Annotated in this window: 21 protein-coding genes; 9 read left to right on the top strand and 12 right to left on the bottom strand. The window is 40.5% G+C overall.

Features of this window, described 5'->3' with window-relative positions; all coding sequences use genetic code 11:
- Positions 1–152 precede the first annotated feature (152 nt).
- The 6 genes from ANSO36C_RS33395 to ANSO36C_RS33415 all read left to right on the top strand — a co-directional run bounded on the left by ANSO36C_RS33395 (position 153) and on the right by ANSO36C_RS33415 (position 4,355).
- Positions 153–1,001 carry a MarR family transcriptional regulator gene (locus ANSO36C_RS33395; protein ID WP_251961023.1) on the top strand — a complete coding sequence of 283 codons (849 nt, stop codon included), beginning with the start codon at positions 153–155 and terminating at the stop codon, positions 999–1,001.
- The gene (locus ANSO36C_RS33400) at positions 998–1,558 is read left to right on the top strand and encodes a hypothetical protein (protein ID WP_251961024.1); all 561 of its coding nucleotides are present in this window, start codon (positions 998–1,000) and stop codon (positions 1,556–1,558) included. The genes ANSO36C_RS33395 and ANSO36C_RS33400 overlap by 4 nt, the downstream gene beginning before the upstream one ends.
- 210 nt (positions 1,559–1,768) lie before the next feature.
- Positions 1,769–2,608, top strand: a complete 840-nt coding sequence (locus ANSO36C_RS35265; protein ID WP_410174747.1) for a DNA cytosine methyltransferase — start codon at positions 1,769–1,771, stop codon at positions 2,606–2,608.
- A gap of 40 nt (positions 2,609–2,648) precedes the next feature.
- A complete protein-coding gene (locus tag ANSO36C_RS35270; protein ID WP_410174748.1) occupies positions 2,649–3,308 on the top strand; it encodes a hypothetical protein in 660 nt (219 codons plus the stop codon).
- Between the two features lie 53 nt (positions 3,309–3,361).
- Positions 3,362–3,979 (top strand): HAD-IIIA family hydrolase, encoded by a 618-nt coding sequence (locus ANSO36C_RS33410; protein WP_251960945.1) that lies wholly within the window; start codon positions 3,362–3,364, stop codon positions 3,977–3,979.
- A gap of 19 nt (positions 3,980–3,998) precedes the next feature.
- Positions 3,999–4,355, top strand: a complete 357-nt coding sequence (locus ANSO36C_RS33415) for a hypothetical protein (RefSeq protein ID WP_251960946.1) — start codon at positions 3,999–4,001, stop codon at positions 4,353–4,355.
- A gap of 104 nt (positions 4,356–4,459) precedes the next feature.
- On the opposite strand, the gene ANSO36C_RS33420 is transcribed toward ANSO36C_RS33415, so the two are convergent.
- Positions 4,460–5,299 (bottom strand): hypothetical protein, encoded by an 840-nt coding sequence (locus ANSO36C_RS33420; protein WP_251960947.1) that lies wholly within the window; start codon positions 5,297–5,299, stop codon positions 4,460–4,462.
- A 623-nt stretch (positions 5,300–5,922) separates the two neighbouring features.
- Between ANSO36C_RS33420 and ANSO36C_RS34650 the strand changes: the two genes are divergently transcribed.
- The 3 genes from ANSO36C_RS34650 to ANSO36C_RS33430 all read left to right on the top strand — a co-directional run bounded on the left by ANSO36C_RS34650 (position 5,923) and on the right by ANSO36C_RS33430 (position 7,528).
- The gene (locus ANSO36C_RS34650; RefSeq protein ID WP_323374644.1) at positions 5,923–6,237 is read left to right on the top strand and encodes a hypothetical protein; all 315 of its coding nucleotides are present in this window, start codon (positions 5,923–5,925) and stop codon (positions 6,235–6,237) included.
- Entirely contained in the window at positions 6,174–6,530 is a 357-nt protein-coding gene (locus tag ANSO36C_RS33425; RefSeq protein ID WP_323374645.1) for a hypothetical protein, read from the top strand. The genes ANSO36C_RS34650 and ANSO36C_RS33425 overlap by 64 nt, the downstream gene beginning before the upstream one ends.
- A gap of 545 nt (positions 6,531–7,075) precedes the next feature.
- The gene (locus ANSO36C_RS33430) at positions 7,076–7,528 is read left to right on the top strand and encodes an Hsp20/alpha crystallin family protein (protein ID WP_251960948.1); all 453 of its coding nucleotides are present in this window, start codon (positions 7,076–7,078) and stop codon (positions 7,526–7,528) included.
- A gap of 200 nt (positions 7,529–7,728) precedes the next feature.
- Here ANSO36C_RS33430 and ANSO36C_RS33435 read toward each other — a convergent pair whose 3' ends face one another.
- The 11 genes from ANSO36C_RS33435 to ANSO36C_RS33485 all read right to left on the bottom strand — a co-directional run bounded on the left by ANSO36C_RS33435 (position 7,729) and on the right by ANSO36C_RS33485 (position 13,895).
- Positions 7,729–8,766: an endonuclease NucS domain-containing protein gene (locus tag ANSO36C_RS33435; RefSeq protein ID WP_251960949.1), complete on the bottom strand. Its 1,038-nt coding sequence runs from the start codon at positions 8,764–8,766 to the stop codon at positions 7,729–7,731.
- Positions 8,767–8,858: 92 nt separating this feature from the next.
- Positions 8,859–9,374 carry a hypothetical protein gene (locus ANSO36C_RS33440; RefSeq protein ID WP_251960950.1) on the bottom strand — a complete coding sequence of 172 codons (516 nt, stop codon included), beginning with the start codon at positions 9,372–9,374 and terminating at the stop codon, positions 8,859–8,861.
- Between the two features lie 13 nt (positions 9,375–9,387).
- Positions 9,388–9,603: a hypothetical protein gene (locus ANSO36C_RS33445; protein WP_251960951.1), complete on the bottom strand. Its 216-nt coding sequence runs from the start codon at positions 9,601–9,603 to the stop codon at positions 9,388–9,390.
- A 23-nt stretch (positions 9,604–9,626) separates the two neighbouring features.
- Positions 9,627–10,109, bottom strand: a complete 483-nt coding sequence (locus tag ANSO36C_RS33450) for a hypothetical protein (protein ID WP_251960952.1) — start codon at positions 10,107–10,109, stop codon at positions 9,627–9,629.
- Positions 10,109–10,348, bottom strand: a complete 240-nt coding sequence (locus tag ANSO36C_RS33455) for a hypothetical protein (RefSeq protein ID WP_251960953.1) — start codon at positions 10,346–10,348, stop codon at positions 10,109–10,111. The genes ANSO36C_RS33450 and ANSO36C_RS33455 overlap by 1 nt, the downstream gene beginning before the upstream one ends.
- A 35-nt stretch (positions 10,349–10,383) precedes the next feature.
- Complete coding sequence (locus tag ANSO36C_RS33460; RefSeq protein WP_251960954.1) at positions 10,384–10,830, bottom strand: hypothetical protein; 447 nt, start codon at positions 10,828–10,830, stop codon at positions 10,384–10,386.
- Between the two features lie 9 nt (positions 10,831–10,839).
- Entirely contained in the window at positions 10,840–11,139 is a 300-nt protein-coding gene (locus tag ANSO36C_RS33465; RefSeq protein ID WP_251960955.1) for a hypothetical protein, read from the bottom strand.
- Between the two features lie 14 nt (positions 11,140–11,153).
- Positions 11,154–11,534: a hypothetical protein gene (locus ANSO36C_RS33470; RefSeq protein WP_251960956.1), complete on the bottom strand. Its 381-nt coding sequence runs from the start codon at positions 11,532–11,534 to the stop codon at positions 11,154–11,156.
- A gap of 170 nt (positions 11,535–11,704) precedes the next feature.
- The gene (locus ANSO36C_RS33475; RefSeq protein WP_251960957.1) at positions 11,705–12,199 is read right to left on the bottom strand and encodes a DUF262 domain-containing protein; all 495 of its coding nucleotides are present in this window, start codon (positions 12,197–12,199) and stop codon (positions 11,705–11,707) included.
- The gene (locus tag ANSO36C_RS33480; RefSeq protein ID WP_251960958.1) at positions 12,196–13,056 is read right to left on the bottom strand and encodes a hypothetical protein; all 861 of its coding nucleotides are present in this window, start codon (positions 13,054–13,056) and stop codon (positions 12,196–12,198) included. The genes ANSO36C_RS33475 and ANSO36C_RS33480 overlap by 4 nt, the downstream gene beginning before the upstream one ends.
- Positions 13,053–13,895: an HNH endonuclease gene (locus tag ANSO36C_RS33485; protein ID WP_251960959.1), complete on the bottom strand. Its 843-nt coding sequence runs from the start codon at positions 13,893–13,895 to the stop codon at positions 13,053–13,055. The genes ANSO36C_RS33480 and ANSO36C_RS33485 overlap by 4 nt, the downstream gene beginning before the upstream one ends.
- Positions 13,896–14,030: the final 135 nt, after the last annotated feature.

The raw sequence follows: 14,030 nt of genomic DNA on the forward strand, positions 1-14,030 counted from the left end.
AAAGTTTGCCTTATATTTGTAATATAGCAAATTAATTTGCTGCTCACAAGGGTAGTTACCCTCAGTTTTCTGTTGCCTTAATACCAAGAGTCAAGTTCCCCAATCACCGCAAATGATTGGGGACTCATTAGCTTGCTTATTTACCTACTTCTATGATACCGAAACCTGAAAGAGATTCCAATACAAAAGTAAACGGGAAATTTTATCCCCTACAAAATACTGAATGGGTAAAGGCTTGCAAGGAGTTAACCCATACTCAATTAAGCGTTCTTTATTACTTGAGGAGTGCTGATCCTTACAGTAATGGCATGAAGATTAGAGCTTCAAGAATAGCTGATGAGCTACAGATATCAAGGCAAGCAGTCTACAAAGCTATTGATGCACTCTCAGAAAAAGAATACATCGAGAAAGAAGACGTTGAATACAGTTTAAAGCTGCGATCGCGTGGCTGCCTATGTGACAGTTTAGAGAACCGTCCACAACTGTCAACTGACGGCGACAGTTGTAAACTGGAGGCGACAGTTGTAAACGTAGGGCGACAACTGTCAACTGACGGCGACAGTTGTAAACTGGAGGCGACAGTTGTAAACGCAGGGCGACAACCAGAAGCTGAAACCCTTGTAGAAGAAGAGTCCCAAAGCTCTAAGATTAATAAGACTTATTCAGACTTTATAAAAACTCTCTCAGAAGGGGAGAGAGAGGAATTTTTAAAATTTGGGGAAAAGAAGGCTGCACAGCTACCAAATCCCCCTACTCTCCCCCAACGCTGGATAGAAGCAAACTGGGAGGAGTTAGCAGCCCAGTGGTACAAGTCCAAGGGTCAAAGTTCCCCGGTACAAAATGCAAAATGGGAAACTGACCCGCGCACCCGTGATTGGCTATCCATCATCGAGGAAACAGCTAACCCCTTAGAATTCGCTACTGATAAAGAGAAACAGGATTTTGTCAGATGGTGTAACGAAACTAAACAATTTAGCTGGTTCAGAGAGGGTGAATTATGACTGACAATCTCTCTTGCAAAGTTCCTACAAACTCCTCCACCCCCGCAACGGACTTTGCGCTCCCAACCTTTGAGCGATCGCCAATTCTCCCCAATGAAGTTGAGGATAAGGAAATTTGGCAACCCAAATGGAATTGTTTTTGCTGCCAAGATACAGGGCAAATTCAAGCACATTTATTCAGGCTGATAATTCCCGACTACGACCCCAACCGCGATCGCATCCCTGTTTGTCAGGGTTGTAACAAATTTGACAATTATCATTTAAAGGAGTACGGCGTATTAGATACCCGCTTTGACTTGTATCTGTGCAAGAAACTGGATGCAATTTCCCGCGCTGACTGGAAGCAGGTTACACAAAAGCAATTTGAAATGTTTAAGCAGCGTGTTAATCAAGCCTCTAGCGAGATTGCCCAATCTCACAGTCTAAGCAGAAAAAACCGCACTTCTAATGATGAGCGTGAAGTGCAGCTACACAAGGCTGAAGTAGAGGCCATCAGCCCCGAACAGTGGGAGGCAATGAATAAAGCTTACTTAGTAGGAAGCAATAAAGATGAGTAAGTATTCTGTAGGGGATTTTGAGGTAGGCGTAGCAAGCTTTACCGTAGGCGATCGCATTATTGCAAGTGGCGAACGATATGGCCGTGTATCGAGCGTACACAAGAAAATTGGTATCACTTGGGAAAATGGGCTATTTGCGGAGTATACGCCCAAACAAATGCAGGCTTGGAATTACAAAAAATTCTTAGAGGATGAAGGAGCGATCGCCAAATGCAACTCACACAACTTGACCTCTGCTCAGGAGTTGGCGCAGGATTTTGTTATGCAGGACTCAAACAGGGATTTAAACTCATTGGAACCGCAGAGATTGATGAATACTGCTCAGGTATCCTTGAACTGCGATATCCCGACGTACACAACTACGGAAACGTGCGAGAAATCCCAAATCGTGCAAAACACAAACGTGGCTATTATATGCACCCAGGAAGACTCGACATTATTACAGCTTCCCCACCCTGCCCCCCATTCTCCACAGAAGGCCAACGACTTGGAGGTGCAGACGAGCGAGATTGTTTCCCCAGTGTCCTCGAAACCATTGGAGAATTGCAACCAAGATTTGCAGCAATTGAAAACGTCCCAGGACTTGTTACTTGCCCCGATTATCCAGGACAGCCCACAGGCTCATATTTCAGAGGCGTGGTCAGTACCCTTGACCTCTTCGGGTACGATGCGGAATGGATTACTATCGGAAGCGGCCACTTTGCCAGCCCCTACATTAGAGAAAGATTATTGCTGGTTGCGATCGCCAGGAGCATTGTCATCGACTGGGAAAGGGCGGCCCCCTGGACAGACCAAGCAAGAAGCAGAACTGAAGAGATTAGGTTTAATAAACAAAGGCGAGGTATTAAACCCGGCTATCCTTTGTCAGTGGTACGAAATCCCGGAAACTTGGCTAGACCCCTTGGAATCAAGAGCCGCGACGGAATTGTTAGAAGAATGCGGCAGGCAGCAGGAAATCTTCTCGATCCTAGAGTCGCAGCGATCGCCCTTAACCGAGTCCTCTACCTCAACTCCCTATGTAGAGAGCCAGCCGCCAGTTACCAGGGCTAATGCTAAGGCCGGAACTTACATTATTGACCAGTCCGAAACGTTGGGAATTATTAAAGATAGATGGGGATTTGCTTTTGTTGTTGACTGGTTTAATTCCCAATTTACTTACAACTGGGAACGGGATGATCAACTGATTGGTGAGTTGGCGATCGCACCCCAACACCTTATCACCAAATTCTTAGAGGATAACCACCCCCAACTCTGTACAAAGTGTTTAAAAGTAGTTGAGAGGGATTACACCTGCGATCGCTGCTCATCTATGCAGTGTACACAGCAATCAAACAGCGTAAATTGCCCTAGCTGTGAATCTCCACTAATCACGTTAAATAATGGCTGTGGTGTGTGTGGATGGACACCCGAAAATTTCTTAGAGGAAAGTGAGCCGCAGCCGGAAACTGTGCGGAAGCCAAAAGGCAGACAGCGCAAAGGATGCCTGTACAGATACATTGAAAATAAGAAGCTGAAAAATGGAAGCATCGCTTCTTACCCCCGTGTGATTGGACACAGAGAGCAGGGTAATCCTACTCATTGGAGATGGGGGTTTAACTGGGAAGAGAAGATAGACGGCGAGTGGAAGGGGCGGAGTATTGGAAGTGTGCCAGTGGGGGCAGTTCCTATGATTCAGTCAATGCAGAGAGAAGGGGCTAGTTTAGAAGAAATAATCGGCTTTATCAGGAGGGCTAAAAGTAAAAAATCTTAGTTATGTAAGGGAGATAAAATTGTAAACTATCAACTTTAGAATGAGGCAAATTTATGCAACTAGGATTATTCCTTGACTTAGACGGAACTGTAAGAGAATCGACAGACGGTAAATTTATCCAAACACCCAAGGGGCAGCGAATAATGGCGGGTGTACATGAAGCGATCGCTTTTCATAAAAGCCAAGGTTACACAATTATCGGTGTGACTAATCAAGGTGGATGTGACACCATTAACCGTGATACTGGGAAACCGCTTAAGAGTTTAGAGAATGCGATCGCTGAACAACACTACACTCTTGAATTAATTCCCCAGCTTGAAGCGATTTATTTCTGCCCTGACATGAAGGGTTTGATAGTTCATCGAGTAAATAGAAATGATGCTGTTAAGCTTGCTGATCATACACCAGATGGAGAATTCTTAGAGGAAAAATTCAGATATAGAAAGCCTGGGGCTGGGATGATTTATCAGGCTGTATTTGATTTTGGCATTGATTTATCTAAAAGTTGGATGATAGGAGATAGAGACGAAGATGAGAAGGCAGCGAAGGCAGCAGGGGTCAATTTTATGTGGGCTGATATTTGGCACATGAGGTTCACACCTGGAATGTATGAAATAAGGCAGGCAACGCAAAGCCAAGTAGAATTTTTAGAGGGAATAAATTTAAATTAATATTCTTTATTAAAGAATAATGCTATTAACAGAACCGGAAATACAACAAGTTTTAGAGCAAGTTCAAGCTGCTTTTCCCAACTTAACTGATTGGGAATACAACAATGAAAAAAACGAGGAGTATTTTGGCTTCTCTATTTGGGGACAACTAGTTACTAATCCCGAACAACTAATGCCACGGCGTTTTTTTATTACACTCGATACTTACGAAGAGAAGTGGCAAGGATGTTTAACGATAGGACAACCTAGCTATCTGTGGTCGAGTGCTGATGTGGGGGACGCTCATTTAGTAGATACGGAACTAAGTGAAACTTTAGAAGAGGCGATCGCAGCACTCAAGGCGAAAATAGTAGAACTGTTCCAAGCTTTTCAGTAAATGAGCAGTAGCGCTAAATGCCTAGAGCGATCACCCTATACGTTCCAGTTCTTAACACCCCAAAATCTATAACTGTCCGACAACCCTACTTAAGGGAGATTAAATTATCTTCTTCTGGAAAATCCTAGCTTCTTATTTATGAATAAGATACCAAGTCCAAAGAAGAAGAAAGCAAAGTTAGTATTGGGTTCGGGTACTGAGGCGACGTTATCAAGTGACTCAAATCTAATAAAATCCAATTGGTAAGCTGAATTCACACAACAATTAGGGAAAAAACTGCTGTCATTAGACTGGTCGCCAAATGCCACAGTACCAACTAGACTTTCATCTTGTGGTATTACACCAGTACGTGTTAGCACAGGAGTTGCAGTACCTGCAATAATGTCGTCAAAAGATTTATCCACATAGACATTTAGGTTGCCATCTATATAGCTAATTGCATATTCATGAAAAACAGAAGTGTCGATTGCAAAGCTATCCCCTACTAAGTCAGACCACTGTATACTGTTTTCACCTATAGTTAATGAATTAGCCCGATCTACCTCAGAAAAAGAATAATTGCCATTTGGGAAAAAAATCTGCTGTGCAAAGGGTGATAAACCCAAACCATAGTCAAAAGAGTTGAAAGAAGAACGCAGTACTTTTACACCCATCGAAATTATATAGTTGGTAGCATTAATGTTTCTGCTATACAGATTAACTGCTGTTCCGGTAGTACTAACACTTAATACATCACTCGCTTCACCAGTAAATTGTGGTGTTACCGTTATCGTACCATTTGGTGGTTCAGCCACAAAACTGTCTAATTGCCAACCAACAGCGTTGGGTGTACCGCTCCCATCAAAGAGGAATGTTGCTGCTTGTGCCGCAGAAGGTAAACCAATACCAGCGCAGCCCAGAAGAAGGCTAGCAGTAGTAATGCCCAGTTTTTGAGTTATTTTCATGAGGAAATTTTTCAATTAATTAAATTGGATGATTTCAGCATTAAAACGTAGTTTAATGGTTGCGAGTACCACATTACATTGCTACTCGCACCCCGCAACTTTTAGTAAACTATTATTTAAGATTTTTATCTGGGCAAAATAAAAATAATATTTACTAATTCTTCATTAGTACCTAAAGTATATAAATTTTCGGTGAATTTACTTTAAGTAAATAAAAAGAGAAATATCAAAATGGTATCTCTCATGCAGCAGATTAAGGGATTCCTACGGCGGTAAACTACGCCCCCCAGTTCCAGTTTCTTAGAGGAAAAGAGCGATCGCAGTAGTTCATACTAAAATGAAACGCTACACAGCAACTTGAATCAAGCTAGTATTCTCCTTAAGAATATCTATTTCATCAAGAGATAGTATTTTAGGTTGCATTATCTCTTGAGGATAAGTGTAGTTGTGTGAATGGATACCCAAGAATTTCTTAGAGGAAAAAAAGGAAAGTGAAGGCGTTGGCGATCGCTTTGGAGTAAGGCGATGCCTACGGCTGGCTACGCCTACGCACTCCTAAACCCGTTAATAGGTTTGCTTGATTCAGTTGTGGGAGATAATCTATTGGTTTGTAACTTCCAGTCATGACCACCGAACCAAATCAGCTAAACCTATTCCCATCTGTAACGCCCACACCAGCACGTAGAGCAGAGGGGCTGGTGATGAGTGCTGATGCTCTGCTGAAGTGGAAGTCTCAGATTTTGGACTATCAGCAACGGGTTAGGGAAACCAAGCCAGTGCAGCAGGCGACATTATTTGATTTAGCCCGGTGCATTGTGACCCAGACCGGATTGATCCGTTGCAGCTACAGGTGCGATCGCTCTCTTTTTGGAGAATGCCAGCAGACAGCCCCGGCGATGCGTGTCTTTACTTTGTTGTTGATTCTGCGGCTAGTCTGATTTTGTATGTGGGGGAAACTTGCAAAAGTAATAAACGCTGGAAAGGGATTCACGCCTGCAAGGATTACATAGCTAGCTACCAGGATTTGCATTATCGCTATGGAATGAAAACAGCAGTCAACATCGCTTTTTGGTGGGATACACCTGTTGACCGACGCGCACGGCAAGAGTTGGAATTGAGTTTAATTTTGAAGTGGCGCAGTCCATTTAATAAAGAAAACTGGGAGCGGTGGGGGCAACCGTTTTGGGTAGAAAAAGTAAAGTTTAGTATCAAAGTAAATCTCCTCTTTTAATAGAGTGATAACTTATTAATTGAAGCCCTATAGCTTCATAGGCAGATTTAACAGCCTGTTTGTTCAATTTAATAAGAGGTAAAAACGCTGTTGTATTGCAATCTGTCTCGTCAACTAACAGCAACACCCAACTCGAACACTGATATTTCCTCCTAGTGGTAAACAGAGGGCACTGTAACTGATTGCTCAATGTATTTTAATCAGTACAACCCTGAACGATGGATGTGAGGAAATAACTAAGTGACTAGAGCTTGGGTGTTGTTGTTTTGGGAATATAAGCAACGCCTAACTGCACTATCCCCTTCAACAGCAGAATAATTAGTTGATTCTTATCGGTATTAATAGTTTTTATTCTGGTTTACCGAACTGAGCAATTAGAGTAAACCGTAATCTTTTTTACTGCTTAATTTTGTGCGGTAATCATCAATTATTTGGTGATAAAAACCGAATTTACAGGAGTTTTAAGCATACTTATTATGAATACATAAGCACAAACCCAAGTGCAAAAACGATTAAACAAAAGTTAATTAATGCGAGAAAGAGTTATGGTACTAGTTCGTTACAACCCCTGGCAAGAATTGAACGCTTTAGAACGTCACATCAACGGCTTATTTGGAGATACCAGAGTACCATCTGCACGGCTTGAAAAAGGCTTTGTCAGAGTTCCGGCTGCTGAGTTGCAAGAAACTGATGATGCTATTCATCTCAAACTAGAACTACCAGGACTGGAAGCTAAAGACCTAGATATTCAAGTTACCCAAGATGCTGTTCACATTAGTGGTGAGCGCAAGTCCCAAACTAAAACCGAAAACAATGGTACTACAAGAAGTGAATTCTACTATGGTAAATTCCAACGTGTAATTCCTCTATCTGTTCGGATTCAAAATACTAATGTCACCGCAGATTATAAAGATGGAATTTTGAATTTGACACTGCCCAAGTCTGAGCAAGAAAAGAACAAAGTTGTCAAGGTGAATCTAGAACAACCTGCTGTATAGTCTGAAACTTCTCTACCTCCAATGATTGATTGAGATAGCTAAAAGCCCAGTTATGAGATGACTGGGCTTTTTTGTATACGATCGCTCTTTTTTCCTCTAAGAATTGGGGGAGCGATCGCTTTGCGCCATCGTCTACCAGCTATATCCCATCTCTACAAGTTTCCTCTAAGAATTACTGCTAAAACGGTGTAGTATTGAAATTAAGTTCTTGCCAACCACTTGGAAAGTGCTAAATCTATTAGTGATTCTAACGAATTAGAAATTTTACAAGTATCCCGCAAGTTGCTATACCATTTAATTGGAACAGGGATTAATGATTTATATGAAAGACTTTGCATCAAATGAGGTCGTTTTTCTCGTGGCACAGCATCCCATTGGGATTGTAGCTTCATCTTGCCCAAGCCTTCCGGCACATGACCAACATCAGTAACAGAAGCACCGTCTGTCCATAATCTAATTCTGCCAATCACTTCTTTACTATTACCAAATAATGAACTTGGCACAGGCAACCACAGGAATATAATCAGCTGGCGAGTTTTAGATTGATAGCATAGTTCGGCTACTGGTTTAGCTTTACCTCTGCCATATCTAATAGTATTCCTACCTTCAAGTTCTTCTTTGATTCGCCCATCAAAACTAAGAATTTTCTCTCTAAGCTTGAGAATTGCTTGCTGTTCTTCTCCGCTACAAGTGCCTAGCCAATCTAAAAGTAATTGCGGTGGTTCTGGAATATTGCTTGATACAGTGCTAATATCAAGTTTCTGATAGGGAATTGGAATTGACCAAATTTGATTAGTATCAATATCTTGTAACTGCAAGTGAAAGTCTTGATTAATCTGGGCAACAGTAAGCTGCAAAAAATCGATTATCAACTTTGTGTGTTTGCGGTCAATTAGATTATGTCTGTGAAATGAGGGTGCGATCGCAATTAACTGGACAGACTGGCTGTAATCAATTTGCTCTTGAAATGGTTTTTCGTCTAGTAAGTTATCGTAGTAGCGAGTTAATTGCTGGACAACATATCTATCTTCAGTATTTTTGAGTTCTAAAATTACTAATTGTCTCGTTTCGTTAAGTGCTAAGATATCGCAGATTTCGCCCTTAACAGTATACTGTCGTTTTAAAGGTATTAAGCCTGATAATTGCTGCAAGTTATCCCAAACAAAATCTTCTAATGCTGCTTCTGATGCAAATTCCCAACTAGAACCTGTTTTACGTAGTGCTGCACCAGCTAACATATCTTCGTCACTGCAATATTAATAAAGTACTGAATATTATGGCATACGCGATGGCGTACCCACCCGCCGCAGGCATCGCACCCAGAACTGTTTTATTCAGGCACACTTACAGAAGAATGAAATACGGGATGAAGGGCGTGAGGCGAAAATCCTTCTCGTTTAAGTTGGTGTTCATTCATATAGTCGCTATCAAGGATGCCGTAACTTCTGGTCTTTTCCACCATCTCCATCACAAATTGTCTATTGAAAACTATTCCAAAATAAGTACTGCCTTTAAACTTATTTCCAATCCATGTAGGGTCAATTACTTCCATTGCGTTATTAACTAACCAAGCATGAGGTACTGCAAAATCCAACTCATCATCAATAGCAAAGCCTTCACAGTAACTTAGTTGCGAATAGTCCCACAATGCCTTGTAACAATTTTCAAAGCAAGCTTTACGTTCACCTTTAAATAGTGATTTAACCTGAGTTACAAAAGGTTTACCATAATCCAAAACTAGCCTTTGTGTACTTTTGTATTGAAAGTCAGAACGTGTATTAAGTTTATCAATTAAATCTGCTTGTTCTTTTAATATCGCCAAAAGACGGTCTGAGTTACTGCTCATTATTTAAATAATATTATTCTACAAGTTTTAGCCAACCAACACATTTTTCATAAGGAAATTTCTCATATTCACATTTAGCAACTCTAACAACCTCTTCTTGATGATGAGGAAAAGGAAAAGAATCGAAATATCCTTCTTTTATAGAACCATCTTCTAATAATAAGAGATAATTTCCATATTCTTCTGGTAGTCCTTCAATGATTTCAAACTTTAATATTTTATTTGACATTTTAATTATTCTTGAACGAATCGCTAAAATCCCTGCTGCTCTAATTTATTTAGTTTTTCTAACTTCCGATTTAGGAGTGAAGCATCAGTTTCAGGTTCACCATTGTCATCAGTTTTGCGTTCCTCGTCCAGCCATTTCAACAGTTCGGCTTTTGGACGAAATGACATTATAGGACGCTTCTGGTTGTAATTTTCTTGAGCTTGGTAAAGTGCATCACGATTGGCTTCATTCCATCGCTGCTGAGAAGATTTTTCTTTTCCATTATCAGTAATCTCTGGCATTATCTCAATTTTGAGATAGCCTCCTTTACTCTTAAATTGCCAATTATTATTGTAATAATTGAAGTGTTTTTTAGCTCCTTTTTCTGTTTTCCATCGCTTGCACAAATGGAAACTTTTATTGATAAAAGCATATTCAAGATTAGAGTCAAATGTGTATAGCCAACCCAAAGGCTTATCTTCTCTGCTATAACAACGGTATCCGTAGTACATACATATAAGGTTCATCACAGACCTAAACTTTTCTTCAGTAACTTTGATAAAAGTACTTCTCTCACAGCTAACTTAATTTTATCTGCTGTCTTACCAATTGGGTTATAGTCTGGTGGTATATCAAAAAACTCAGATGCCCAATAGCTGTTTTTGGTTTCTCGCTCGTATTTTTCTACTTCTTTGTAAGAACCAATGCAAATTTTCTCTTCCGTAAAGTACAATCTGACTTTTCCCTCTTCATTTAGTTCAAACATAAAACTTAACCTCAATTGATTAAATAACTGAACTTTTAACTAACAGGTTCGTGTTCGGTGACATATTTTTTTATAATTTGCTCAATTTCTGACTCCATCACATCCATGTGACCATCAACATCAGCATACCAGCCGTATTGATTAAGTGCAGCGATCGCAGCTTTGACAGTATCATTTACTGCTTGTTTCCTCCTACCTTCTGGTGATGCTAAGTAAGCCTGTCGTTTTACTTCCTTCTGCTGCTTATTAGCTTCAATTTTTTCTAAGATTGGTTGTATTTTATCTAGAGTCCAAAGGTAACTAGATTCTACAGCACCAATTTCTTTGCCATCGGATGTATATCGCTTTCCATTAGAGAGAGTTATTTGTCCAGTTGGGGAAATGCGTTCAATTACCTCTATTTCCGCTTTAGTACCTATACGCACACTGTCATAGTAAAAAATTCCTACTTTATCCCCTGGTTTTAGTTCTAATGTGTTCATATTTTTTTATTAAAAAATAAACTCAATTGATGGTGAAATTTTTATAGCCCGTTCACCACCACCCCTAAGACCGAAAGCACCACGACCAGAAGGGAGATAGTCACCAGTTTTATAAATCACATCTTTAGCCCCAGCCATTGCTGCAATTTCTTGACTTTGGTTTTTAATGAGAGTTTGTAGTCTCCGAGTATCTATACCTGGAACACGAGCTAAAAATGTTTTTGTTGATTGTGAAACTCGATTTAGTACACCCATCTCTACATAAATTTTGATGGCAGTTTCTAGAGATGCTTTCTCTTCAGTGGTCATAGGATTTTGGGCTTTCATGACATCAAACTTAATTCCAGCAGTGCTTCAGTTCGAGTTAATAATCTACCAGTGTGGGGCGATCGCCAAGACAAACCCGGAGGTTGGCAGTTTTCTTCCCGCCGCCATCCGACATCACATAATATTTTCTCTTTGGCATCGCACTCGACAACTAGAGCAATAATTTCTTTTGCTTCTGTCAGCGTATCCACCCGCCGCAGCTTAGTCTTTTGATTGCTGCTTACTTGAAATGGTGTAAGCCCGCTTTTGTCTTCAATCAACCACCCTTTAGTAGTGTTACTCCGTCCAGGTAATCCGTTGGAATAGTAAGTATTGCGGACGTAAAACCTACCATCAGCAGTAAGATATTCACCTGCCTCAATACGTTGCAGTTTCATAATGGTTTTAATCGGGATAGTCAGAATGTGCGATCGCTTACTCTTATATGTTCATAGTATACTATGAATTTACAGTCTGTGCGTTTAGCTAACTGATAGCTGCCAACACATTTTCGCTAGCCCAAGGCTTCCTTTTTCCTGTTGATGATGTGGTACGCCATCGCAGCCCTTTAATTAAGGCGTTCTGCAATAATCTCTATGATTTTTGCTATTTCTTCGGGGCTGGCATTCTCTAAAGGCATAATAGTTATCAAAGATAGAGAACGGTGATTAAGCACTGTCTTTGCATGATATGGAAGAGTAGCATAAGTGCATCCATTTAGTTGTGTCTTAACTTCTAGTTCGCTCAAAACTAATTTATTGCTGTAAAAATCGACAATTGCTTTTAACCTCTGCTTGCCATCAATAACTTCGTGTGTATGATCTGACCTTTCATAGAGAACAATTGGCATTACAGGAAAATTAATAATAAAAGATTCAATTAGCTTGGATTTTTTTACATCATTCCAATTCCCAAAAGATTGACTCTCATTATCAATCATCATGTAATTAGGATTAGACCTGATATTGTCAACTAATGCTGGTAGCTTCATCCTGTCAATTTCTTGAATTAATCTGTCTTGACTGGATTCATATCTCGCATTTATTTCATCGTCTGTTATCATGATAATTCTTTCCCACCCATTACTAAAACTGGCTCAATCCAAACTAGTTTTCTTTGCTGCCTACCTTCTCCGTAAGGCTGATTGCGTAAAAAGCCTCTGCGCCAATGGACACTCTTAGAGCCATGTGTACCGCTACTACCTTCACTGCTTTGCGTCCCTTCACGTTTGAGTCGATATCCAAATCCTAACCAAAGTGGTTGATAAAAATCTTGGGCTTGCGCTTTGCCAAAACCTCTATTCACCCTGACTAGTTCGCTTGTTGTATCTACAAGTTCTGGGCGGCATTCCATTATCAAAATTAATCGCAAGAAAATTGATTGTAGATATTGATTAAAATCTGTAACTACTTGGGAATTGAAATCTTGAGTATCAGTATATGTAAATTTTTTGAAATTATCGCTAATTTTCAATCTGCGGCAGAAAACGGTATCCCTATCTATTGCAGCCCAATAAAGTAAGTCATCAGATGTATCACAATGCCAAAAAATTGTATCAATACTACGTTTTTCTGGGGAAAGAACTACACCCTTGGGCAACATAAAAAATCCTGTTTTCATTGCCCACTGTAAATCGTCAACTTCAACATCTAAATTTGATTGCATCAATGCACTTAATAAATCATTATTTACCCAATAAGCAGGGCATTTAGCTTGCCCTACTTTAAAAAGCGTGTAGAGGGTAATATACCTTGAATCCTTGGGGTTAGTTCTTAGTTGGCGCAGTAGGTTTTGTTCCTCCGAAGAGTAATAAAATTCTGCAACAATACCGCATATCTTTTCATAGCTTTCGTAACCGTCTACATGAACAACGGGACGAATAACAATTTCATTAAACCAACCTCTAGGTTTTTTACTCATGCGCTGCGCTTTAAGAACTCCTGGCGATGCCATCTCATTGCATCAACTCTAGGATAATACTGTTGTTGGCTTGGTAAGATAATGCGATCGCCCCTAAATTCTCGCATCGGCTTGGCGTTGGGTGAATCTTCCCGCAGGTTGTCAGCAACAATAATGGTGTAATCGTCATTGATAGTGAACCAAAAGCGGTCAAATGCCCAGTGATGATTTTTGCACAGTGACAGCCCGTTATCAATGCGGTCATCGTAAAACTGGGAGAAAGGTTTGATGTGTGACCCATCCACAATGTTCTGTCCTAGTGAGTCCAGCACTTGCAAACCGCAAAACGCGCAGCGTTGGTTGTAAGTTGAAACTACAATTTTACGGAACGCACCATCTCGCACAATTACAGCTTGCTCATCTTCTAATTCCTCTGGCTGGTAGACCTTACCGCCGGAGCGTTGCAACTGGTCTTGTAGTTCAGCAAAGGCGTTGACTTGCAATAATGACTCGATATCCTGTGTACGCTCGTTAAACCACGAATTAATGAGTGTGTGGGTTAGTACAGTCCTGTCCTGGGGATTTTGCAGCAGTGACCAGAGTTCATCATCAAGGTAAGCATACTCTACAGTTTGCCTAATGGTACTGGGAGTTCTGATTTTCACCTTGGCAGCAATCAATGATTCAAACCCCAGTTTCATCTCAAAATACCAGAAACCGTCACTGGTGAGATGGTAAAAAGGTAAGCCTATATCAGGCTTGCGTACTGGCTCCAGGTGGCTCCACAGTTTGAGAAATGTGGCGATGAGTTCAGCAGATAGAGGAATTTGGTTTCTCACTATTTGCCCAGTAGTTATCATTTCAATGATAGATAAAAGCAAAATCGGTTTATTGGGCGCACCAGGGCTAACCTAACATTTAAGCCTAGCTTTCCAACAACATACTTGGGAGAAAATTTCTTAACGTAGTAAGCTAAATCTTTGGCCATTCGCAGT

The organism is Nostoc cf. commune SO-36 (genome assembly GCF_023734775.1).
In the GTDB taxonomy this organism is placed as follows: domain Bacteria; phylum Cyanobacteriota; class Cyanobacteriia; order Cyanobacteriales; family Nostocaceae; genus Nostoc; species Nostoc commune_A.

Bases quoted from the DNA above. Each gene is read 5' to 3' on its own strand.
- ANSO36C_RS33395 (WP_251961023.1), top strand. From the start codon at position 153: ATGATACCGAAACCTGAAAGAGATTCCAATACAAAAGTAAACGGGAAA.
- ANSO36C_RS33400 (WP_251961024.1), top strand. From the start codon at position 998: ATGACTGACAATCTCTCTTGCAAAGTTCCTACAAACTCCTCCACCCCC.
- ANSO36C_RS35265 (WP_410174747.1), top strand. From the start codon at position 1,769: ATGCAACTCACACAACTTGACCTCTGCTCAGGAGTTGGCGCAGGATTT.
- ANSO36C_RS33410 (WP_251960945.1), top strand. From the start codon at position 3,362: ATGCAACTAGGATTATTCCTTGACTTAGACGGAACTGTAAGAGAATCG.
- ANSO36C_RS33415 (WP_251960946.1), top strand. From the start codon at position 3,999: ATGCTATTAACAGAACCGGAAATACAACAAGTTTTAGAGCAAGTTCAA.
- ANSO36C_RS33420 (WP_251960947.1), bottom strand. From the start codon at position 5,299: ATGAAAATAACTCAAAAACTGGGCATTACTACTGCTAGCCTTCTTCTG.
- ANSO36C_RS34650 (WP_323374644.1), top strand. From the start codon at position 5,923: ATGACCACCGAACCAAATCAGCTAAACCTATTCCCATCTGTAACGCCC.
- ANSO36C_RS33425 (WP_323374645.1), top strand. From the start codon at position 6,174: ATGCCAGCAGACAGCCCCGGCGATGCGTGTCTTTACTTTGTTGTTGAT.
- ANSO36C_RS33430 (WP_251960948.1), top strand. From the start codon at position 7,076: ATGGTACTAGTTCGTTACAACCCCTGGCAAGAATTGAACGCTTTAGAA.
- ANSO36C_RS33435 (WP_251960949.1), bottom strand. From the start codon at position 8,766: ATGTTAGCTGGTGCAGCACTACGTAAAACAGGTTCTAGTTGGGAATTT.
- ANSO36C_RS33440 (WP_251960950.1), bottom strand. From the start codon at position 9,374: ATGAGCAGTAACTCAGACCGTCTTTTGGCGATATTAAAAGAACAAGCA.
- ANSO36C_RS33445 (WP_251960951.1), bottom strand. From the start codon at position 9,603: ATGTCAAATAAAATATTAAAGTTTGAAATCATTGAAGGACTACCAGAA.
- ANSO36C_RS33450 (WP_251960952.1), bottom strand. From the start codon at position 10,109: ATGAACCTTATATGTATGTACTACGGATACCGTTGTTATAGCAGAGAA.
- ANSO36C_RS33455 (WP_251960953.1), bottom strand. From the start codon at position 10,348: ATGTTTGAACTAAATGAAGAGGGAAAAGTCAGATTGTACTTTACGGAA.
- ANSO36C_RS33460 (WP_251960954.1), bottom strand. From the start codon at position 10,830: ATGAACACATTAGAACTAAAACCAGGGGATAAAGTAGGAATTTTTTAC.
- ANSO36C_RS33465 (WP_251960955.1), bottom strand. From the start codon at position 11,139: ATGACCACTGAAGAGAAAGCATCTCTAGAAACTGCCATCAAAATTTAT.
- ANSO36C_RS33470 (WP_251960956.1), bottom strand. From the start codon at position 11,534: ATGAAACTGCAACGTATTGAGGCAGGTGAATATCTTACTGCTGATGGT.
- ANSO36C_RS33475 (WP_251960957.1), bottom strand. From the start codon at position 12,199: ATGATAACAGACGATGAAATAAATGCGAGATATGAATCCAGTCAAGAC.
- ANSO36C_RS33480 (WP_251960958.1), bottom strand. From the start codon at position 13,056: ATGAGTAAAAAACCTAGAGGTTGGTTTAATGAAATTGTTATTCGTCCC.
- ANSO36C_RS33485 (WP_251960959.1), bottom strand. From the start codon at position 13,895: ATGATAACTACTGGGCAAATAGTGAGAAACCAAATTCCTCTATCTGCT.